Here is a 21,482-nt window from a genome sequence, read left to right as displayed (position 1 = left end):
CTCTAACACTACGCGATGGTGGCGTTCCTGGATGAAGCCGCTACACTGCGCCGGCCGTTCATTTTTCTCTTGAGGCTGTGCGCATGAAATTTCGTTTTCTTCTGTGGATGCTGGGTTTGTTGATGGGTAAGGCCAGTCGGACTAATCCTGCGTTTCAGCAGCAGTTGGGCGACAAGGAATTGGTGTTTCAACTACAGACCCTGGATGGGAAAGTGGCACGGCATTTCCGTGTGAAAGATCAGCGCATCACCAGTAAGTCCGGTGTGTATGCCGAGCCGGCGTTTGCGATTGCCTTTAAAGACGCCGCGTATGGCTTCGCCACAATGCAGGCGAAGAACAAGCAGTTGGCGTTCATGACGGGGATTCAGGACAAGTCGATTCAGATCAAAGGCAACCCGGCGCTGGTGATCTGGTTTCAGGGGCTGACCAAGTATTTGAAGCCGAGGAAGGCCAAGCCTAAGGCTTGAGGTCCAGTAAGCTAGTGCGAAGACGCAGGCATTTGTGGCGAGGGAGCTTGCTCCCGCTGGGCTGCGCAGCGGCCCCCAACCCTAAGACTGGAGACTTTCAGGATTAACGTGTTGGCTGGATTGCGGCTGCTGCGCAGCCCAGCGGGAGCGAGCTCCCTCGCCACAGGGGACCGGGCTGTATTCATCGCGGGCAAGCCGTTCCCACCGCCCGCGTGTTGTTTCAGTGCTGGCTGAACTGCGAAGCCAGTTCGCGCAGCAGCACTTCGGCTTCGAGGACTTTACTGACGATGTCGTTGGCTTTGTCCCGGCTCAGGCCCAGGCGTTCAAGCAGAGCGTCGGGGATGTCTTCGATCGGGCCGGAGCCGATACCGCGGCTGCGCAGCAGGCGCACTGCCAGACACACAAGGTTTGGGTACTCGGCGTAATCGCCGTCGTAGGTCGGGTCGTGCTGGAAGCGCAGGGCCGTGGCCAGTTCATCGGGCATGTCCCAGTAGCGCATCAGCCATGAGCCGATTTGCTCGCGACTGATACCCAGCAGGTGTTGTTCGATATAGCTGTGGCACAGGTGCGGGTTGACCTCCAGGTGGCGGCAGATCAACGAAAAGTGTGGCGGGAATACGTGGGCTAGCAGCAGATAGCCAAAGTTGTGCAGCAGGCCGGCGAGGTAGGTCAGGCCGGCTTCCGGGCGCTGTGCGCGGGGCATGGCGCGGGTCAGGCCTTCGATGACGGCGGCAGTGTAGATCGACTGCTGCCAGTAAGGCGTCGTGTGTTGCGGGCGATCCTTGGGCAGGCTCAGGGTTTTGCCCAAGGCCAGGCCCAGCGCCAGGTTGATGACCAGATCGAAACCCAGCACCCGGACGATGGCGTCTTCCACTGAACGAATCTTGCCCGGCGAGGCGTAATACGGCGAGGCCGCCCAGCTGACGACTTGTGCGGCCAGGGCCGGGTCGGTTTCGACGACGCCGGTGATGTCATCGATGGTGGCGTTGGGATCGACCCGCAGCTTGATGATTTTCTGCGCGGTGGCGGCCAGCGGTGGAATTTCGATGGTCGCTTCCAGACGTTGCTGAATGCGCCGCGCGGTGAATGCCTGGACGGCCTGGGTAATTTCCTCGCGGTCATCGTCGGGGCGGTCGAGGTTCGGGCGAATACTGGTCAGCGCTTCACCAAAGTTGGCAGCGCTGGCTTTGGTCAGCAGGGTCTTGAAGTCTTCGCGGGTAACTTCCAGCAACACCCCAGGCGTGTCTGAGTTGATCAGCAGCTTGGGCTCACGCAGCAGGCTCTCTTCGTAAAGGCAGGGTGCGGTGGTGAGCGATGGCAAACCCGGCAGCATGCTCAGATTGTGTTTGCCGAGCAGGCGCTCAAGACGTTCCGTCGACACGGCCGTGAGGCGTCGACCGGTCAGTTCGGCGAGGCGATTGAGGTCCAGCAATTGGCTCTGCGGGAACAACACCATGAGTGACCCGACGGCATCGTCCACCAGGACGGCCTGCACTTTGCGCGCAGCGTTTAAACCGTGGTGGTCGACGACTTCATCGTAGGCGATACCCACCTTGTCCAGCAGCAGCCGAACGGCAGACGGAGCAGGCGTGGTTTCCGGGGCGAGGGCAGCGTCAGTCATGGGTTGGATCCGTTCTCGAACAGTTGCAGGAGTATAACCATCATGTTTAACACGGTGGTCCGGAAACTGCGACGGTGCTCACACTTGGCCGTATTGCTGCCCATGGCGAAGCCAGCGGTCGAGCAGCGGGCTGACATGATCCGGCCAGCGTTCGAGCAAAGCCTGGGCGGCGTCGCGCACGGCGGGCAACAAGTCGGCATCGCGCATCAGGTCGGCGACCTTGAACTGCAGCAGGCCGGTCTGACGGGTGCCGAGCATTTCGCCGGGGCCGCGCAGCTCGAGATCCTTTTCGGCGATGACAAAACCGTCGTTGGTTTCGCGCATGATGCCCAGGCGCTGACGTCCAATCTGTGACAGCGGTGGATGGTAGAGCAGCACGCAATGACTGGCGGCACTGCCTCGGCCGACGCGACCGCGCAATTGATGGAGTTGCGCGAGTCCCAGGCGTTCGGGGTTTTCGATGATCATCAGGCTGGCGTTCGGTACGTCGACGCCTACTTCGATCACGGTGGTGGCGACCAGCAATTGCAGGTTGCCGGCTTTGAATTCGGCCATTACCGCCGCTTTCTCGACAGGCTTCATGCGGCCATGAATCAGCCCGACCTTCAGTTCACCAAGGGCGGCAGTGAGGTCTTCATAAGTGGTCTCGGCGGCCTGGCAGGTGAGCTCCTCAGACTCCTCGATCAGCGTGCACACCCAATAGGCCTGACGACCTTCGGCGCAGGCACCGCGCACGCGTTCGATGACTTCGACGCGTCGGGTGTCGGTGATCAACACGGTGTTTACCGGTGTACGACCAGGCGGCAGCTCGTCGAGGATCGAGGTGTCGAGGTCGGCGTAGGCGCTCATGGCCAGCGTCCGGGGGATGGGGGTCGCGGTCATGATCAGTTGATGCGGACACATTCGCCCACCGACACCTTTCTGTCTTAATGCCAGACGCTGCTGCACACCAAAACGGTGTTGTTCGTCGATGATCACCAGCGCCAGGTTCTTGAACTTCACTTCTTCCTGAAACAGTGCGTGCGTACCCACCACCATCGGTGTGCCACCGGCGATTTGCTCCAGGGCTGCCACACGGTTTTTGCCCTTTAGTTTGCCCGCCAGCCAGGCGACTTCGATGCCCAAGGGTTCGAGCCAGCGCTTGAAGGTGATGAAGTGTTGCTCGGCGAGGATCTCGGTGGGCGCCATTAGCGCGACTTGATAGCCGGCTTCCAGCGCCTGTAACGCAGCGAGGGCTGCGACGACGGTTTTGCCCGCACCGACGTCACCCTGAATCAGCCGCAGCATGGGCTCGCGCTGACTGAGGTCGTAGGCGATTTCGTTGCCCACGCGTTGCTGGGCGCCGGTCGGTGCGAAGCCGAGATTGGCCAGGTATTTGGCCGGTAGTTTTGTCGCTTTGGGCATCGCCGGCGCGCGCAAGGAACGCATGCTTTCTCGTAGACGCTGCTGGGACAGTTGATGCGTCAACAGCTCTTCGAAGGCCAGCCGGTGCTGCGCCCAGTGATGCCCGAGGGCGAGTTCATCGACATCGGCATCGGCTGGCGGGTGATGCAGGTAACGGATCGCATCGGCCAGCGGCGCGAGTTGATAGTCGCGGGCCAGTTCGGTGGGTAGCCAATCGGGCAGGCTGGTGGGGCCGAGCAACGTCAGGGTTTGCATGCACAACTGACGCAAGCGCTGTTGGGTCAGGCCTTCGGTAAGCGGGTATACCGGGGTAAGGGTCTCATCCACCGGCGGCGGTTCGTCGCCTGTAATGGCGCGATATTCCGGGTGATAGATCTCAAGACCCGACGCGCCGGGCCGCGCTTCGCCGTAGCAGCGAATCCGCGTGCCGCGTTTAAGGCCTTCTTTCTGGGCGTTGCTGAAATGGTAGAAGCGCAGGCTGAGCCCGCCGGTTCCGTCCTGCAGGCGCACGACGAGGCTGCGGCGGCGGCCCATGACCACGTCAGCGCCGCTGACGGTGCCTTCGATCACGGCATCCTGGCCCGGTCGCAAATGACCAATCGGGACCACGCGTGTGCGGTCCTGATAACGCAACGGCAGGTGGAACAGTACATCCTGGAGATTCTCCAGGCCGACCTTGGCCAGCTTCTCGGCCATGGCTTCGCCGACACCCTTGAGTGCCGTCACCGACACTTGCGACAACTCGGTCATGGCCGCAACTTAACCGGCAACCACCGGCGCTGGCGGCTTGGCCACCGAGCACAGGCGGATCGAGTCGGCGAGGATTTCAATGGCCTTCGGACGCGGAAAGCTGGCGCGCCAGGCGATGGCCACGGTGCGGAAGGGTACTGGCGGCGTGAGCGGGCGAACTTCGAGCACGCCCGGGGCGTAGTGATGACTGTCCACGGCCGACAGCGGCAGGATCGAAATCCCGAGACCGGACGCGACCATGTGGCGAATGGTTTCCAGCGAACTGGATTCCACCGTGGTGTGCTTGGCGCCGTCCTTGCCGTTGGCCAGGGTCGGGCAGGCTTCCAGCACCTGATCGCGGAAGCAGTGACCTTCGCCGAGCAGCAGCAGGCTTTTGTCGTTGAGCAAGCTGGCGTCGATGGACTCTTTTTGTGTCCACGAGTGTTGGGCCGGCATCAGCACGTAGAACGGCTCGTCATAGAGCTGCAACGTCAGCACGTCGGCTTCGTTGAACGGCAAGGCGATGATGATTGCGTCGAGCTCGCCGTTGCGCAGCTTGTCGCGCAGGATGTGGGTGAAGTTTTCTTCGATGTACAACGGCATCTGCGGGGCGACCCGGTGCAGTTGTGGGATCAGGTGCGGAAACAGGTAAGGACCGACGGTGTAGATCGCGCCGACTTTAAGCGGGGCGGTCAGCTGGTTCTTGCCGGCCTGGGCCAGTTCACGGATGCCTTGGGCTTGCTCCAGGACTTTTTGTGCCTGGGCAACAATGCCTTCGCCGACCGGCGTCAGGCGCACGGCGCTCTTGCTGCGCTCGAAAATCAGCACACCGAGTTCGTCTTCAAGCTTTTTCACGCCCACCGACAGGGTCGGCTGACTGACGTGGCAACGCTCGGCCGCATGGCCGAAATGCTGCTCTTGGGCGAGGGTAACGATGTAGCGTAATTCTGTGAGAGTCATAGCGAGCGTCCATGAAGTTGCGAGCCAAGCATAACGGCTGCAATCGATAGACGCACGTTATCAGACTGAGAGTGTTGAGTGACACAGGGCAATGCGGTTTGAGGGTGACGGATACGCAAAAGGCACCTTTCGGTGCCTTTATGGCTTGCGCATCCCCTGTAGCAGCTGGCGCAGCCTGCGTTAGGTTGCGAAGCAGTCGTGATATCAAGCGTCACGGTTTTTCAGCTAAACCGCATTTGCAGGTTTGACGACTACTTCGTAGCCGAACGCAGGCTGCGCCAGCTGCTACAAGGGGCAATGTTTAACGCCGGCGTTTCTCCAACGAGTAAACAAACGGTGCAACGATTTCGATGGAGCCGTTGTTCAGCATGTCGGCCGGTGGCTTGGGCAGCGGCTGGGCGCGGCGGATCATTTCCATGGTCGCTCGGTCCAGGTCGGCATTGCCGGAACCACCTACGAGTTCGAACGACAGCACGTTGCCTTCAGCATCGACCACGAAGCGCAGACGGTTCATGCCTTCCTTGCCCCGTGCCTGCGCACTGGCCGGGTACTTTTTGTACTTGGCCAAGTGAGCGAGCAGGGTGCCTTGCCAGCTGGCTTTCGCCGCTTGTTGCGCGGGCGATGGGCCGGGTGCCGGTTGAGCGGATTTATCCGTCGGTGCCTGGGTCGGTTGCGCGTCGCTTGGCTTCTCTTCCGACGGCTTCTCTTTCGGCGGCTCCGGTTTTTTCTCCACAGGCTTGGGCGGTTGAGGCTTTGGCTTGGGTTTGACCGGTTTCGGTACGGAGATCGTGGGTTTCGGCGCTTCAGCGAGTTTCGGCAACGGCAGTTCTTCCACCGGTGCAGGTGGCTGTGGCGGCGTTATCACCTTCGGCGGTGCCGGTGGTGGCGGGGCTGGAACGGGCGCCAACTCGACCATCATTGCCTGCGGTGGCAACTCGATCGGTGGGCGCGCGGTCCAGTTCAGCGCCAGCGCAATGGCCAGCGCGTGGACGCCCAGCACCACGGCCAGGCTCCCGCTGTAACGCGTCAGCTTATGGCGCGTCGTGATCATTTTTTGGCTGCCGTCTCGAGTCCGACCAGGCCAACCTTCAGGTAACCGGCAGCACGCAGCGCATCCATCACGCTCATCAGGTCGCCGTAGTCCACGCCTTTATCGGCCTGGAAGAAGATCGTCGTGTCTTTCTTGCCTTGGGTCTTGGCGTCCAGCGTGGCGCCGAGTGATTCGGCTTTCACTTCGTCTTCACCAAGGAACAGACGCTGATCAGCTTTTACGCTGAGGAACACCGGCTTTTCTGGCCGCGGCGCCGGCTTGGCGCTCGAGGCCGGCAGGTCCACCTTGATGTCCACGGTTGCCAACGGAGCGGCCACCATGAAGATGATCAACAGTACCAGCATCACGTCGATGAACGGCGTGACGTTGATTTCGTGGTTCTCGGCGAGATCGTCGTCTGCGCCTTCTTTTAAATGCAAGCCCATGGCTGATTACCCTACTTTGGCCACGTGGGGTTGCGCGGAGCGCTCGGTGGTCGGCAGGTGATCGAGGTCACGGCTGACCAGCAGCAGGACTTCGGCCGAGGCATCGGACACTTGCGCCTTGTAACCGGCGATGGAGCGGGCAAAGACGTTGTAGATCACAACGGCCGGGATCGCGGCCACCAGACCCAGCGCAGTTGCCAGTAGAGCTTCGGCGATGCCGGGTGCCACGACAGCCAGGTTGGTGGTCTGGGTTTTGGCGATGCCGATGAAGCTGTTCATGATGCCCCACACGGTACCGAACAGACCCACGAACGGCGCGGTGGAACCGATCGTTGCGAGAACGCCGGTGCCGCTGCTCATGTTGCGACCGCAGGCTGCAACCAGACGCTCAAGGCGGAAGGCAACGCGTTCCTTGATGCCTTCTTTTTCGCGGCTGTTGACCGAGAGGCGCATCTCTTCCAGGGCGTCGTGTACCAGCAGGTTGGCGAGGGTGCCTGGCTTGGTTGCCGTTGCGCTGGCTTCTTTAAGGGTGGTGGCTTTTTTCAGGTGGACGATTTCAGTGCGCAGACGACGCTTGGCGCCCATCAGCTCAAAGCCCTTGGCGATCCAGATCGTCCAGGTGATGATCGACGCGATGGCCAAACCGATCATCACGATTTTCACGATGATGTCGGCGTTCTGATACATGCCCCAAGGCGACAGGTCATGGGCCATGCCCAGGGTGTTGTCGGCTTCGAGTACTTCCGGCACGTCTTCGGCGTTGGTGTCGACTGCCTGGGCCGGGTCCGTTGCAACCGGCGTCACTGCAGGCATAGCGTGATCAGCTGGTGCTGGAGCTTCAGCAGCGGCCGGTGTGGCAGGTGCCTGTGCGTCGGCGAGTGCGGCGGTCGGCGCCAGCATCAAGCTGAGCAGCAGGGCAGCCACAGCGCTCCAGGCGCGAGGTCGTTTGGTTGGCGAAGCGGGGGATTGATTGCGTGTCATGCTGGCCGGACCTGAGAGAAAAAGACGGTAAATGTTCTTCCAGGCCTCGCAAGGCCGAGAACAAAAGTGGCGGGCATTATTGCAAGTAATTCTTGTTAACAAAAGTAATAGAGTATCTTTTTTTCCTTCATTGCTAGCCGCTCGTCCTTTGTCGACGCTAGTCTGTGCCTTTGCGAGAGGAGTTTTCTGATGTCCGCGCCTTCTGTTTTGATTGCCGGTTGCGGCGATGTCGGCAGCCGTTTGGCCAAGCAACTACTGGCAAAAGGGTGGCAGGTTCATGGCCTGCGTCGGGACGTTTCACGTTTGCCGGACGGTGTAATCGGTATTGCCGGCGACTTGTTCAATGAAGACTGCCCTGAAACCTGGCCGGTCGGTGCCGTGGATTACCTGGTGTATTGCGCGGCGGCCACCGATCACGATGAAGCCGGTTACCGCGCTGCTTATGTGCAGGGTTTGCAGCATGTGCTGGAGTGGCTGAGCGACTATGGGCAGGTGCCTGATCGGCTGCTGTTTGTTTCCAGCAGCAGTGTGTATGGACAGCAGGACGGTGAGTGGGTCGACGAGACTTCGCCGACTATTGCGACTGGCTATTCAGGTCGATTGATGCTGGAAGCAGAGCAAGTAGCGCTGCAGAGCGGTATCCCCGCCAGCGTCGTTCGTCTGACCGGCATTTACGGTCCGGGCCGCGAATGGCTGCTGACTCAGGTTCGTCGCGGTTATCGTGTGGCAGTCGATCCGCCGTTGTATGGCAATCGGATTCACGCTGATGATGCGGCGGGGTTGCTGGCGTATTTGCTGGACGCGCAGAGCCGTGGTGTGGCGCTGGATGATGTTTACATTGGCGTCGACGATGCGCCTGCACCGCTGGCGGAAGTGGTGGGCTGGTTGCGTGAGTATCTGGGTGTGACTGAGTGGAGTGAGGAGGAGAGCGTGCGTCGCACTGGCAGTAAGCAGTGCAGTAATGCGCGGGCGAAATCCCTTGGGTGGGAGCCGAAGTACCCAAGTTATCGCGAAGGTTACGCCGCTATTCTTGAAGGCCGCAGCTAATCCCTTTACACCCTGAAACAACTGTGGGAGCGAGCCTGCTCGCGATGAGGCCCAAACATTCAACATCTTCGTTGAGTTGTTCCGCCATCGCGAGCAGGCTCGCTCCCACATGGGGACCTGCTTTGCAGTTAGACCCGGGTTACTGCTTTTCCAGCAACCATTTGCGATCGCCCGGCGTGAACTGCGGCATTTCGTCTGCCTGCGCGGTATTGGCGGCCTGCAAAATCTCCAGCTCCTTGCCCTTGCGCGCAAAAATCCAGGTATTGCCCTGGCCGTTCAGTTGCAGCCACATATTGTCGTTGCCGCCACTCATCGAGGCGCAATCGCCGGCCAGGCACAAAGCGTAGCGATCAGCGCCGGGCAGGCCGGCCACCTGGCCATCGGCCTGGAACTGTACGGTATTGCCTTCACCGGGGCCGCTGAGCACTTTCCAGCTACCGCCCATATAGGCCGAATACAGTGCGCGTTCGAAGCTGGCGCCCATCGGTGCGCCTTCCGGCACAGGGATCACTGCGCGGTCGAAAACCTGCTCGGGCTCATTGTCGCTGGCGGCCTGGGTCATTTGGTTGCCATCACGCTTGAGCTCGCTGGCAGAGCTGCCATAAAAGTCGACTTTCCAGGCGCCGGACTCTTCGCCCAGCAGCTTGCCTTCGACGTTTTCGAAACCGTTGGTGTAGCGTGCCTGCAGGGCCTTGGTATTGACGTCCCATTCCAGGTTCGGGCCATAAGCCTGGAGCGCTTCACGCAGGGGAGTGCCTTTGGAGGCAGCGTCGATTGCCACCTGATTGATCCAGGTGCCGCTGACGTCACGGTCGGCAGGGTTGCTGGCACATCCGCCCAAGAGTAGGGCGACCAGCGAAAAAGCTAGCGCGTGGCGCATTGTGAAATCCTTTCAGAACGAAGACGGCGCAACCCTTGGGGCTGCGCCGGACGCATTACTCGATGACCAGAATGGCATCCATTTCAACCTGCGAACCCTTTGGCAGGGCGGCCACACCGATGGCGGCGCGAGCAGGGTAAGGCTGTTCAAAGTACTTGCCCATGATCTCGTTGACCTTGGCGAAGTGGCTCAGGTCGGTGAGAAAGATGTTCAGTTTGACGATGTCCTTGAAGGAACCGCCGGCTGCTTCAGCCACGGACTTCAGGTTCTCGAATACCTGAACGGTCTGGGCCTCGAAGCCTTCCACCAGTTCCATGGTTTTTGGGTCCAGAGGGATTTGACCGGACATGTAGACGGTGTTGCCAGCCTTGATCGCCTGGGAGTAAGTGCCGATGGCGGCCGGGGCCTTGTCGCTGGTGATAACAGTCTTGGTCATGAATGACTCCTTGTAATGGGTGGGCTATGCGCGCATGCGGGTGATGCGAATCACCCCGGTTAACGCACGCAGTTTCTTGATCACACGGGCCAGATGCACGCGGTCGTGCACGCTGACCACCAGTTGGACCACGCTGATACGACCGTCGCGTTCGTCCATGCTGATTTTTTCAATATTGCCATCGGCCGCGTTGACGCTGCTGGCGAGCAGAGCAATCAGGCCCCGCTGGTGTTCCAGCTCGACGCGCAGCTCGACGTTGAATTCGCCGGTGACATCCTTGGCCCAGGAGAGCTGGATGCATTTTTCCGGGTTGTGGCGGATTTCGCTGATGTTGCGGCAGTTGTCCAGGTGCACAACCATACCCTTGCCCGCGGACAGGTGACCGACAATCGGGTCGCCCGGGATCGGTGTGCAGCACTTGGCGTAGCTGAGCACCAGCCCTTCGGTGCCGCGAATGGCCAGTGGGCCTTCCGCACTTGGTAGCTGTTCGCCTTCGCCGAGCAAGCGGCGCGCGACCACGTAGGCCATCCGGTTGCCCAGGCCGATGTCTTCGAGAAGGTCTTCGATCAGTTCGAGGCGGTACTCGGCCATCATCGCCTTGACGCGCTCGCCCGGAATTTTTTCCAGCGAACTGTCGAAGCCGTTGAGGACCTTGTTCAGCAGGCGTTCGCCCAGGCTGATGGATTCTGAGCGACGTTGCAGTTTCAGCGCGTGACGAATGTGGGTACGGGCCTTGCCGGTGACCACGAAGTTGAGCCATGCCGGATTCGGTCGTGCGCCAGGGGCACTGACGATCTCGACCGTGGAGCCGCTTTGCAGCGGTTCGGACAGCGGCGCGAGGCGACGGTTGATCCGACAGGCAATACAGCTGTTGCCGACGTCGGTGTGCACCGCGTACGCGAAGTCGACCGCCGTGGAGCCTTTTGGCAGCTCCATGATCCGGCCTTTTGGCGTGAATACGTAGACTTCGTCCGGGAACAGGTCGATCTTGACGCTTTCGATGAATTCCAGCGAGTTGCCGGCCCGTTGCTGCATCTCCAGCACGCCTTTGACCCACTGACGGGCGCGAGCGTGAGTGCCTTTTGGCTGCTCGTCACCGCTGGATTTGTACAGCCAATGAGCCGCGATGCCGTTGTTGGCCATCTCTTCCATTTCACGGGTACGGATCTGAATCTCGATCGGAACACCGTGCATGCCGAACAGCGTGGTGTGCAGCGACTGATAGCCGTTGGCCTTGGGGATCGCGATGTAATCCTTGAATCGCCCTGGCAACGGTTTGTACAAATTATGCACAGCGCCTAGCACGCGATAGCAGGTATCGACCTTGTCGACGATGATCCGGAACGCATAGACGTCCATGATCTCATTGAAGGCCCGACGCTTGCCGCGCATTTTCTTGTAGATGCCGTAGAGGTGTTTCTGGCGACCGCTGACTTCGCCCTGAATCTCGTCGATGGCCAGGCAGTGGCTCAAGGACTCTTCGATCTTGTTGACGATTTCCTTGCGGTTGCCCCGGGCGCGCTTGACGGCCTGGTAGATCCGCGCGGAACGCATCGGGTGCATCGCTTTGAAACCCAGGTCTTCGAACTCTATTCGGATGGCGTGCATGCCCAGGCGGTTGGCGATGGGGGCATAGATCTCGAGGGTTTCTTTCGCAATCCGGCGGCGTTTTTCGCCGGACAGGACTTCCAGGGTGCGCATGTTGTGCAGGCGGTCGGCGAGTTTCACCAGGATCACGCGAATATCGCGCGCCATGGCCATCGCCATTTTCTGAAAGTTTTCAGCCTGGGCTTCGGCCTTGGTCTCGAAGTTCATCTGGGTCAGTTTGCTGACCCCATCGACCAGTTCGGCCACGGTTTCGCCGAATTGCGCTTGAAGCGCTTCCTTGGCAATACCGGTGTCTTCGATCACGTCATGCAGCATGGCCGCCATCAGGCTCTGATGGTCCATATGCATGTCGGCAAGAATATTCGCAACCGCGAGTGGGTGCGTAACGTACGCCTCACCACTGCGGCGGCGCTGGCCGTCGTGGGCTTGTTCGGCGTAGAAATACGCTCGGCGGACCAGGTTCACCTGGTCCTTGCCGAGGTAGGTCGATAAGCGATCGGCGAGGGCGTCTATGCTCGGCATGATGACTCCTGCCGTTCGCTGTGACCCCGCGCCGTGCTACGTCGACCAGGCATAGGCTTAGACGGCCTCGTTGGACTCGTCCTCGAACGCTGCGAACAGCGGTTCGTCTTCGACGATTTCAGCGTTGGCGATGAACTCGTAGCTCATCAGGCCTTCAGCGATTTCACGCAGGGCTACAACGGTAGGCTTGTCGTTTTCCCACTGGACCAGTGGCTCTTTGCCGCCGGTGGCCAGTTGACGGGCACGCTTGGTGGACAGCATGACCAGCTCAAAGCGGTTTTCCACGTGGTTCAGGCAGTCTTCAACGGTTACGCGGGCCATGGTATTCCTCGGAGCGAATGCAATATGCGCGCTGCCCGGTTGGGCGAGCGGACTCAACAGTTTAAAAAATCACCAGCGTTTAGGGAAGCGCTGATTTTTTGATCAAGCTCTTCAACGCGCTGCAAGTGCCAATGTAAAGCCCTTGCAGCTGTTTTGGGAAGAGCTGTTCAACCCAGTAATTCAGCCAGCAATTTGCCGTTACGTTGCTGCTGGCGTTTCTGCTGGAGCTGATTTGCGCGGAAAATCGCCTGCAAATCGGCCAGCGCATGGGCGAAATTGTCGTTGATGATCAAGTAGTCGTAGTCGACATAGTGGCTCATCTCGCTGACGGCTTCACGCATGCGGCCATCAATGATCTCGTCGCTGTCCTGGCCGCGATGGGTCAGGCGCTGGTGCAGGGCCTGCAAAGACGGCGGTAAAATGAAGATCGAGCGGGCCTGGGGCATCAGTTTGCGCACCTGTTCGGCGCCCTGCCAGTCGATTTCCAGAATCAGGTCGTGGCCCTCATCCAGGGTCTGCTGCAGATGACTTTGCGAGGTGCCATAGAGGTTGCCGAACACTTCGGCGCGCTCCAGGAAATCCCCATGTTCGATCATCTTCACGAACTCGCTGCGTTCGACGAAGTGATAATTCACGCCGTTCGATTCGCCGGGGCGCATGGCGCGTGTCGTGTGTGAGACGGAGACGCGGATCTCCGGATCAGCGTCGGTCAGGGCTTTGACCAGGCTGCTCTTGCCCGCGCCAGAAGGCGCGGAAATGATGTACAGGGTGCCGGTGCTGTGGGTCATGTCGGGTTTGCCTTACTCAATATTCTGCACTTGTTCGCGCATCTGCTCGATCAACACTTTGAGGTTGACCGCCGCTTGGGTGCTGCGCGGATCGAAAGCTTTGGAGCCTAATGTGTTGGCTTCGCGGTTGAGCTCCTGCATCAGGAAGTCCAGGCGCCGACCAGCAGCACCGCCGGATTTGAGCACCCGGCGAACTTCAATGATGTGCGTGCTCAGGCGATCCAGTTCTTCGGCAACGTCGCTCTTTTGGGCGAGCATGACCATTTCCTGCTCCAGACGCTGAGGGTCCATCTCGGCCTTCATGTCGGCAAAACGGTCGAGGACTTTCTGGCGCTGGGTCGCGAGCATCTGCGGAACCAGTTCACGCAAAGTGACCACGTCTGTTTCGATTGAGGTCAGGCGATCGTTGATCAATCGGGCCAGCTCTGCACCTTCGCGTTCGCGGCCGGCTTTGAGTTCTTTCAGGCCCTCGTTGAACAGCGCCAGCGCTTCGGCATTCAAGGCCTGTGGGTCGGACGCGTCGCCCACCAGTACACCCGGCCAGGCCAGGACTTCCAGCGGGTTCAGTGCCGCCGGGTTTTTGATCAGGCTGGCGATCGTCTCGGCGGCGGCGACCAATTGGGCGGCACGTGCGCGGTCGACTTGCAGGGCCTTGTCAGTGTTTTCTTCGGTGAAGCGCAGGGTGCATTCGAGCTTACCCCGGGACAAGCCCTGGCGCAGCGCTTCGCGGACCGCGCCTTCGAGATCTCGAAAGGATTCCGGCAGGCGCAGGTGAGGCTCGAGGTAGCGGCTGTTGACCGAGCGCAGTTCCCAGCTCAGGGTGCCCTGGGTGCCGGCTTTTTCGACGCGGGCGAAGGCGGTCATGCTGTGCACCATGGAGGTACCTCGCAATGCAGATCCAGGCGTTACCCAAAATCCGCTATCTATGAATTTAAGCCCAGAGGCAGCAAAGGCGCAGGATTGTAGCTCAGTGGGGCGGATGCGCCCAAACACACGGCGTGACAAAGAGCTGCAGGCCGTCGGTAAAGCGGCTTTTAGCGGTCTCAGTCGTCGGGAGGATTTTTTAGAAGTGCCCAGTCCGGGCGTGCGGCTCTATAATGCTCGGCAGTTTTCCGTCCTCCGTACAGGTATTCCCTATGAAACGTCCAAGTGGTCGCGCTGCCGATCAGCTCCGCTCGATCCGCATTACCCGCAACTACACCAAACACGCCGAGGGATCTGTACTGGTCGAGTTCGGTGATACCAAAGTCATCTGCACCGTCAGTGTCGAAAACGGCGTGCCGCGTTTCCTCAAAGGTCAGGGCCAGGGTTGGTTGACTGCCGAATACGGCATGCTGCCGCGCGCGACCGGTGAGCGTAACCAGCGTGAAGCGAGCCGTGGCAAACAAGGCGGGCGTACGCTGGAAATCCAGCGCCTGATCGGTCGTTCCCTGCGCGCTTCGCTGGACATGTCCAAGCTGGGCGACGTTACCCTCTACGTCGACTGCGACGTGATCCAGGCTGACGGCGGAACCCGCACCGCGTCCATCACCGGTGCCATGGTTGCGCTGGTTGATGCCTTGAAAGTGATCAAAAAGCGCGGCGGCCTCAAAGGCGGCGACCCGCTCAAGCAAATGATCGCTGCTGTCTCCGTTGGCATGTATCAGGGCGAACCTGTGCTCGACCTCGACTACCCGGAAGACTCGGCTGCCGAAACCGACCTGAACGTGGTGATGACAAGCACTGGCGGGTTCATTGAGGTTCAGGGCACTGCCGAAGGCTCGCCGTTCCAGCCTGAAGAGCTGAACGCCATGCTTGAGTTGGCGAAGAAGGGCATGAACGAAATCTTCGAACTACAAAAGGCTGCACTGGCCGACTGATCGCAATCGCTCCAGCAAGGAGAACGCCATGAGTGACGAGCAACAGCTACTTCCCATCCCGAGCAAAGAGGTTCGGCAGTGGGCGATGTTTTGTCATCTCTCGGCCCTGCTGGGGATCTGGATTCCATTCGGTACGCTGATCGGCCCGCTGATTCTCTGGCAGATGAAGCGCGAGATGGACCCGTTCGTCGATGCACAGGGCAAGGAAGCGCTGAACTTTCAGATCACTGTCGCCATTGCTTCAGCCATTTGCTTCCTGCTCATGGTGGTGATTATCGGGTTCTTCATGTTGGGTCTGGTGGCGATTGGCGCATTGGTGTTGACGATCATTGCGGGCGTCAAAGCCAATGAAGGAGTGCCTTATCGTTATCCCTTTACATGGCGATTGATCAAGTAACGAAGTCGTGTACTGGTGAAGCACGGTTCATCAGCTTTTCAAACGAATGCCCCGGATTTTACGGGGCATTTGTTTTTTTGAAATCAAATAAAATTCCTCAGTCAATTGCAGCAATTGCCATTGACGGTATTCGGCTATCGCAAGTGTTTGCGGATTAGTCTTACAAGGCATTACCGTTAATTCCTCATATTAAAGCTGTTTTCGTTGTTCTTACACTTTTAGTCACAACTACGGCCCGCAGGTCTCCCCTTAGGCTTGGCAATGAGACTGGGCGATTGATAAAGTTGCTCGACGTAATATTTATCAGCGGTATTACGCCTTGTTCACACCATTGACGGTCCCTGAATCTAAAATCAACCCGTGTTGATACGTCTCAACCAGTTCAACAGGCGTGCCCAGGTAAAAAGTTCGCCTCTGAATGTGCATGTAAGAATTTCCCAATGATTGAACTCGATTTTTACGGAACACTTGTGGCCGCCTCTTTAGTACTTTTGCTGGGGAGAGGACTTGTTACTCGTGTCGGATTTTTACGCGCCTACAATATTCCCGAGCCTGTAGCCGGCGGGCTGGTGGTCGCTTTGGTTCTCTTGATTCTACGAACCATTGAATTTGAGGTCCGTTTCGATACATCGCTGCAGACGCCCTTGATGTTGGCGTTTTTTGCCACCATTGGCTTGAGCGCAGACTTCGCCAGCCTGAAGAAAGGCGGGCGTGTAGTAGGGATTTTCGTACTGGCAGTCACGGGGCTCTTGGTGGTCCAGAACGCCATGGGCATCGGGCTCGCCACCCTGTTAGGGCTTGATCCATTGATGGGGCTGTTGACCGGATCAGTGACGTTGGCGGGTGGGCACGGTACCGGTGCTGCATGGAGTTCGACTTTCAGCGAGAAGTACGGCCTGGCATCTGCCTCTGAGCTGGCGATGGCTTCTGCAACGTTCGGTTTGGTGCTGGGTGGTTTGATTGGTGGTCCGGTTGCTCGCCTGCTCCTCAAGCGTGTTCAAACACCTGGTCTCGAACACGGAAAGCCTCGGTGTCCAAAAGGCTTTGAGCAGCCCAACAAAGAGCGCTCGATCACACCCTTCTCGTTCATCGAGACCCTTGCTCTGATCGCCGTCAGCTTGCTGGCGGGTAATCTCTTGAATGGCCTGCTGCACGGAACTGCGTTTGAACTGCCGACCTTCGTTTGCGTTTTGTTCGTGGGAGTCCTGCTACGAAATGGTCTTTCAGCACTGGGTCTGTATCAGGTGTTTGAGCGTGAAGTGTCTGTGCTGGGGAATGTCAGCTTGTCACTTTTCCTCGCTATCGCTTTGATGTCACTCAAGCTGTGGGATCTGGCCGCACTGGCTTTGCCGATCTTTCTGATCCTGGCTGCGCAGACTTTGGTCATGGCACTGTTTGCGATTTTCGTGACGTTCAGGGTAATGGGCAGGAACTATGATGCGGCCGTGCTGGCAGCGGGGCACTGTGGTTTTGGGCTGGGCGCGACGCCAACGGCCATTGCTAACATGCAGGCAGTGACACAGCGCTATGGACCTTCGCAAATTGCGTTCCTGGTGGTGCCGATGGTGGGTGCGTTCTTCATCGACATCATTAATGTGATCGTGATCAAGTTGTACTTGGCGTTGCCGTTTTTTGCCGCGGGTTGAGGCTCATGCCACGTGACCTTGTTTTGAAAGGGTCGAGCCTCCATCGCAAAAAAGCTTAAAAAAAATGCCCGTATCATGTGATACGGGCATTTTTTCGTCTGGCAAACAGGTTGCTGAGTGTTCACGCAATCTGAGTAACGCCGGTTCTTGCCTTCGAAACGATGCTTAGATAGTCAGCGTCCAGTCATAGTCGACGATCAGCGGTGCGTGTTGCGAGAACCGTGGCTGACGTGGCAAACGTGCGCTGCGTACGAAGCGGCGCAGACCTGGCGTCAGCAACTGGTAGTCGAAACGCCAACCGAGGTTAAGCATTTCAGCCTGTTCGTTGTCCGGCCACCAGCTGTACTGATCGCCTTCACGACTGACTTCGCGCAAGGCATCAACATAGCCCATGTTGCCGACAATCTCGTCCATCCATGCACGTTCAGGTGCCAGGAAACCCGGAGACTGCTGGCTGTCGCGCCAGTTCTTGATATCCAGCTTCTGTTGCGCAACATACAGCGAGCCACAGTAAATGTACTCGCGACGTTTGCGTCGCTGTTTATCCAGATAACGGGCGAAATCGTCCATTAGCTTGAACTTCTGGTTCAAGTCTTCATCGCCGTTCTGCCCCGAAGGAAGCAGCAAGGTCGCGATGCTGACCTTATCGAAATCGGCTTGCAGGTAGCGCCCGTAGCGGTCGGCCGTCTCGAAGCCGAGACCGCTGATGACAGCCTTCGGTTGCAACCGCGAATACAAAGCCACGCCACCCTGGGCGGGAACTTCGGCTTCGCAGGCATAAAGGAAGTAGCCATCCAGTTGGAAGGCTGGATCGTCCAGTTCAAAGGCGGAGGCGCGGGTGTCCTGCAGGCAGATGACGTCGGCATTCTGTGCTTGCAGCCAACTGAGCAAACCTCGCTCCACTGCAGCCTGAATACCATTGACGTTCACACTGATGATCCGCATAAATGGCCCCAAAAATCGCGTGCGTGTATGATACACGGCGTCAACCTAATTAGCTAAATCCGTGGTATTTGGGGTTTTTTTCATGCAAGCGTATCAGCGCGATTTCATTCGTTTTGCCATCGATCGCGGCGTTTTGCGCTTCGGTGAGTTCACCCTGAAGTCCGGGCGCACCAGTCCTTACTTCTTCAATGCCGGCTTGTTCAACTCGGGTTCGGCGCTGGCGCAACTGGGTCGTTTCTATGCGGCAGCCATCGTCGAGAGCGGTATTTCCTTCGACGTGCTGTTCGGCCCGGCCTACAAAGGCATACCGTTGGCCGCGACTACTGCGGTAGCCCTGGCTGAGCACCATGAGCGTGACTTGCCATGGTGCTTCAATCGCAAAGAGGCCAAGGCCCACGGCGAAGGCGGCAGCCTGGTCGGCGCGCCATTGACTGGCGATGTGTTGATCATCGACGACGTAATCACCGCCGGCACCGCGATCCGTGAAGTGATGCAGATCATCGCTTCCCAGGACGGCGCCAAGGCGGCAGGCGTGCTGATCGCCCTGAACCGTCAAGAGCGCGGCAACGGCGAGCTGTCGGCGATCCAGGAAGTGGAGCGTGATTTCGGTATCCCGGTCATCAGCATTGTTTCCCTGAATCAGGTGCTCGAGTTCCTGGCGGACGATCCGCAGCTCAAGCAACACCTGCCGGCGGTTGAAGCCTACCGCGCCCAGTTCGGCGTCTAAACGCGATCCCCTTGTTTGGAGGCCTGTGTGGCGAGGGAGCTTGCTCCCGCTTGAGTGCGCAGCGCTCACAAGATCTTGAGGCTGCTGCGCAGCCTGGCTGGAGCAAGCTCCCTCGCCACAAATAGATGGGTTCTCCGCAGGAATCGCGGGCAAAAAAGACCCCGCTCAGCCAGGCTGAGCGGGGTCTTTTTACATCCAGTGCTTAGTGACGCTTGCGGTTGCTGATCAGCGTACCCACACCGGTATCGGTGAAGATTTCCAGCAGAATCGCGTTCGGCACGCGCCCGTCAATGATCAACGAGCTGCCCACGCCGCCCTGTACCGCTTCCAGCGCGCAACGGATCTTCGGCAGCATCCCGCCGTAAATGGTGCCGTCGGCGATCAGTTCGTCGACCTGCTGAGTGGTCAGGCCCGTCAAGACGGTGCCCGATTTGTCCATCAGGCCGGCGATGTTGGTCAGCAGCATCAGCTTTTCAGCCTTCAATGCTTCGGCAACTTTGCCGGCTACCAGGTCGGCATTGATGTTGTACGACTCACCATTGGCGCCGACGCCAATCGGCGCGATCACCGGAATGAAATCACCTTTGACCAGCAGGTTCAGCAGGTCGGTGTTGATCCCGACCACTTCGCCGACCTGGCCGATGTCGATGATTTCCGGTTGGGTCATCTCCGGCGTCTGGCGCGTGACGGTGAGCTTTTTCGCGCGAATCAACTCGGCATCTTTACCGGTCAGGCCGATGGCGCTGCCGCCATGACGGTTGATCAGGTTGACGATGTCCTTGTTCACCTGGCCACCCAGGACCATTTCCACCACGTCCATGGTCTGCGCGTCCGTGACACGCATGCCATCGATGAAGTGGCTCTCGATCGACAGTCGCTTGAGCAGGTCGCCAATTTGCGGGCCGCCGCCGTGAACCACCACCGGGTTGATACCCACGGCTTTCATCAGGACGATGTCGCGGGCGAAGCCGGTTTTCAGCTCCTCGCTTTCCATCGCGTTGCCGCCGTATTTGATCACCAGCGTCTTGCCGACATAGCGGCGAATGTAAGGCAGCGCTTCGGACAGGACCTTGGCGGTGTTGGCGGCGGCTTCGCGTTCGAGGGTCATTCAGGGCTCCGGCACTTCAATAAAGGCGCTTCGTTAAATCAAAACGGTAGTTGGAGATCAGGTGCAACACGCTTCAACTGGACTTTGAATACATCCTTGATGCGCTGCAGTTCAGCCTCGTCATCGGCCTCGAAACGCAGTACCAGCACCGGTGTGGTGTTGGACGCGCGAACCAGGCCCCAGCCTTTGGCGTAGTCGACTCGCACGCCGTCAATGGTGGTCAGGTCAGCGCCTTCGCCCCACGTCGCATCGTGCAGAGCATCAATGATGCTGAATTTGCTCTCTTCGGTCACATGGATATTGATTTCTGGCGTAGAAATATCATCCGGGAAGGTCGCAAACAGCTCTTCCGCGGTGGATTTTTCTTTGCTGAGGATCTCCAGCAGCCGCGCGGCGCTGTAAATGCCGTCGTCGAAACCGAACCAGCGTTCCTTGAAGAAGATATGGCCGCTCATTTCGCCGGCCAACAGGGCACCGGTTTGTTTCATTTTCTTTTTGATCAACGAGTGACCGGTCTTCCACATCAGCGGGCGACCGCCATATTCCTTGATCAGTGGCGTCAGGCGACGGGTGCACTTAACGTCGAAGATGATTTCTGCATCCGGGTTGCGCGCCACGACGTCGCGGGCGAAGAGCATCAGCAAGCGGTCCGGGTAGACGATGCTGCCGGTGTTGGTCACGACGCCCACACGGTCACCGTCACCGTCGAACGCCAGGCCCAGGTCAGCGTTAGTTTCCTTGACCTTGGCGATCAGGTCGACAAGGTTTTCGGGTTTGCCCGGGTCCGGGTGATGGTTCGGGAAGTTGCCGTCGACTTCGCAGAACAGCGGAATGACTTCGCAGTTCAGCGCTTCGATCAGTTGTGGAGCGATCACGCCAGCGGCGCCATTGCCACAGTCAACGACGACTTTGAGGCGGCGAGCGAGTTTGACGTCCTGAACGATTTCAGTGTTGTAGCGATCGAGAATCTCGACCTTGGTGATGCTGCCCTTGCCGCGGCTCAAGTTATTGGTCTTGAGGCGTTCGTGCAGGGCCTGAATTTGTTCGTTGGCCAAGGTGTCGCCAGCGATAACGATCTTGAAACCGTTGTAGTTCGCTGGGTTATGGCTACCGGTCAGCATTACACCGGATTTACCGGCGAGGACATTGGCGGCGTAGTACAGCGCAGGCGTTGGCACCAGGCCGACGTCGCTGACGTGGCAACCGCTGTCGGCCAGGCCTTTAATCAGTTGTTCGACCAGCTCGGGGCCTGACAGGCGACCGTCACGGCCGACGGAAACATTCGGTTCATCCTGTGCCAGGCTCTGGGAGCCAATGGCGCGACCGAGCCAATAAGCGGTCTCAGCATTCAAGAATTCCGGGACGGTGCCGCGAATGTCATAGGCGCGGAAAATGCTGTCGGGGAACTTGGGTGGGACTTGGGCTGGGTTGCTCATTACTGGAAATGCTCCATCTTGAAAGTGATTGGGCTTGCCGGCGAAGAGCTCGCCGGCAGTCTCAAACTGAAGGGTATGACGGCGTTTTCCGCGGAGAGTTCGTGGTGCGAAAAGGCCATGACGC

20 protein-coding genes and 1 pseudogene are annotated in these 21,482 nt (G+C 58.9%); 6 read left to right on the top strand and 15 right to left on the bottom strand.

Features of this window, described 5'->3' with window-relative positions; all coding sequences use genetic code 11:
• Positions 1–83 precede the first annotated feature (83 nt).
• Positions 84–467: a helicase gene (locus ACA063_RS28595; RefSeq protein ID WP_133835380.1), complete on the top strand. Its 384-nt coding sequence runs from the start codon at positions 84–86 to the stop codon at positions 465–467.
• Positions 468–687: 220 nt separating this feature from the next.
• Here ACA063_RS28595 and ACA063_RS28590 read toward each other — a convergent pair whose 3' ends face one another.
• From ACA063_RS28590 to exbB, 6 genes are all read right to left on the bottom strand, one after another.
• The gene (locus ACA063_RS28590; RefSeq protein ID WP_497664212.1) at positions 688–2,088 is read right to left on the bottom strand and encodes an aminoacyl-tRNA deacylase and HDOD domain-containing protein; all 1,401 of its coding nucleotides are present in this window, start codon (positions 2,086–2,088) and stop codon (positions 688–690) included.
• Between the two features lie 78 nt (positions 2,089–2,166).
• Complete coding sequence (gene recG, locus ACA063_RS28585) at positions 2,167–4,242, bottom strand: ATP-dependent DNA helicase RecG (RefSeq protein ID WP_497664211.1); 2,076 nt, start codon at positions 4,240–4,242, stop codon at positions 2,167–2,169.
• 9 nt (positions 4,243–4,251) lie between these two features.
• A complete protein-coding gene (locus ACA063_RS28580; RefSeq protein WP_162436645.1) occupies positions 4,252–5,181 on the bottom strand; it encodes a hydrogen peroxide-inducible genes activator in 930 nt (309 codons plus the stop codon).
• Positions 5,182–5,482: 301 nt separating this feature from the next.
• Positions 5,483–6,232, bottom strand: coding sequence for a TonB family protein (locus ACA063_RS28575; protein ID WP_162436646.1), 750 nt, complete (start codon positions 6,230–6,232; stop codon positions 5,483–5,485).
• Positions 6,229–6,657: a TonB system transport protein ExbD gene (exbD, locus tag ACA063_RS28570; protein WP_419113980.1), complete on the bottom strand. Its 429-nt coding sequence runs from the start codon at positions 6,655–6,657 to the stop codon at positions 6,229–6,231. The genes ACA063_RS28575 and exbD overlap by 4 nt, the downstream gene beginning before the upstream one ends.
• 6 nt (positions 6,658–6,663) lie before the next feature.
• A complete protein-coding gene (gene exbB / locus ACA063_RS28565) occupies positions 6,664–7,638 on the bottom strand; it encodes a tonB-system energizer ExbB (RefSeq protein WP_497664210.1) in 975 nt (324 codons plus the stop codon).
• A 189-nt stretch (positions 7,639–7,827) separates the two neighbouring features.
• Between exbB and ACA063_RS28560 the strand changes: the two genes are divergently transcribed.
• Complete coding sequence (locus ACA063_RS28560) at positions 7,828–8,685, top strand: SDR family oxidoreductase (protein ID WP_497664209.1); 858 nt, start codon at positions 7,828–7,830, stop codon at positions 8,683–8,685.
• A gap of 139 nt (positions 8,686–8,824) precedes the next feature.
• On the opposite strand, the gene ACA063_RS28555 is transcribed toward ACA063_RS28560, so the two are convergent.
• From ACA063_RS28555 to ACA063_RS28530, 6 genes are all read right to left on the bottom strand, one after another.
• Positions 8,825–9,565 (bottom strand): hypothetical protein, encoded by a 741-nt coding sequence (locus tag ACA063_RS28555; RefSeq protein WP_497664208.1) that lies wholly within the window; start codon positions 9,563–9,565, stop codon positions 8,825–8,827.
• A 55-nt stretch (positions 9,566–9,620) separates the two neighbouring features.
• Entirely contained in the window at positions 9,621–10,001 is a 381-nt protein-coding gene (locus tag ACA063_RS28550; RefSeq protein WP_025130815.1) for a RidA family protein, read from the bottom strand.
• A gap of 24 nt (positions 10,002–10,025) precedes the next feature.
• Positions 10,026–12,131, bottom strand: coding sequence for a bifunctional GTP diphosphokinase/guanosine-3',5'-bis pyrophosphate 3'-pyrophosphohydrolase (gene spoT / locus ACA063_RS28545; RefSeq protein WP_497664207.1), 2,106 nt, complete (start codon positions 12,129–12,131; stop codon positions 10,026–10,028).
• A 57-nt stretch (positions 12,132–12,188) separates the two neighbouring features.
• A complete protein-coding gene (gene rpoZ, locus ACA063_RS28540; RefSeq protein WP_007894670.1) occupies positions 12,189–12,452 on the bottom strand; it encodes a DNA-directed RNA polymerase subunit omega in 264 nt (87 codons plus the stop codon).
• A 167-nt stretch (positions 12,453–12,619) separates the two neighbouring features.
• Positions 12,620–13,240, bottom strand: coding sequence for a guanylate kinase (gene gmk, locus ACA063_RS28535; protein WP_497664206.1), 621 nt, complete (start codon positions 13,238–13,240; stop codon positions 12,620–12,622).
• 12 nt (positions 13,241–13,252) lie between these two features.
• Positions 13,253–14,116, bottom strand: a complete 864-nt coding sequence (locus tag ACA063_RS28530; protein ID WP_194690921.1) for a YicC/YloC family endoribonuclease — start codon at positions 14,114–14,116, stop codon at positions 13,253–13,255.
• Positions 14,117–14,376: 260 nt separating this feature from the next.
• On the opposite strand from ACA063_RS28530, the gene rph reads away from it, so the two are divergent.
• From rph to gltS, 3 genes are all read left to right on the top strand, one after another.
• A complete protein-coding gene (gene rph / locus ACA063_RS28525) occupies positions 14,377–15,099 on the top strand; it encodes a ribonuclease PH (RefSeq protein WP_162436654.1) in 723 nt (240 codons plus the stop codon).
• Positions 15,100–15,127: 28 nt separating this feature from the next.
• Positions 15,128–15,496, top strand: coding sequence for a DUF4870 domain-containing protein (locus tag ACA063_RS28520; protein ID WP_162436655.1), 369 nt, complete (start codon positions 15,128–15,130; stop codon positions 15,494–15,496).
• Between the two features lie 440 nt (positions 15,497–15,936).
• Positions 15,937–17,142, top strand: a complete 1,206-nt coding sequence (gene gltS / locus ACA063_RS28515; RefSeq protein WP_497664205.1) for a sodium/glutamate symporter — start codon at positions 15,937–15,939, stop codon at positions 17,140–17,142.
• A gap of 165 nt (positions 17,143–17,307) precedes the next feature.
• On the opposite strand, the gene crc is transcribed toward gltS, so the two are convergent.
• Positions 17,308–18,087, bottom strand: a complete 780-nt coding sequence (gene crc, locus ACA063_RS28510) for a catabolite repression control protein Crc (protein ID WP_007934608.1) — start codon at positions 18,085–18,087, stop codon at positions 17,308–17,310.
• A gap of 82 nt (positions 18,088–18,169) precedes the next feature.
• Between crc and pyrE the strand changes: the two genes are divergently transcribed.
• Entirely contained in the window at positions 18,170–18,814 is a 645-nt protein-coding gene (gene pyrE, locus ACA063_RS28505) for an orotate phosphoribosyltransferase (RefSeq protein ID WP_054048446.1), read from the top strand.
• A gap of 202 nt (positions 18,815–19,016) precedes the next feature.
• On the opposite strand, the gene argB is transcribed toward pyrE, so the two are convergent.
• Both argB and ACA063_RS28495 read right to left on the bottom strand, forming a co-directional pair.
• On the bottom strand, positions 19,017–19,922 hold the full coding sequence (argB, locus tag ACA063_RS28500) for an acetylglutamate kinase (protein WP_010465204.1): 906 nt from the start codon (positions 19,920–19,922) through the stop codon (positions 19,017–19,019).
• A gap of 38 nt (positions 19,923–19,960) precedes the next feature.
• A pseudogene (locus ACA063_RS28495) lies at positions 19,961–21,364 on the bottom strand (phosphomannomutase/phosphoglucomutase); the annotation flags it as partial.
• Positions 21,365–21,482: the final 118 nt, after the last annotated feature.

The organism is Pseudomonas sp. LBUM1643, from assembly GCF_059716215.1.
The sequence above is the reverse complement of the archived record's forward strand: the minus strand, read 5'-3'. Positions and strand labels throughout refer to the sequence as shown.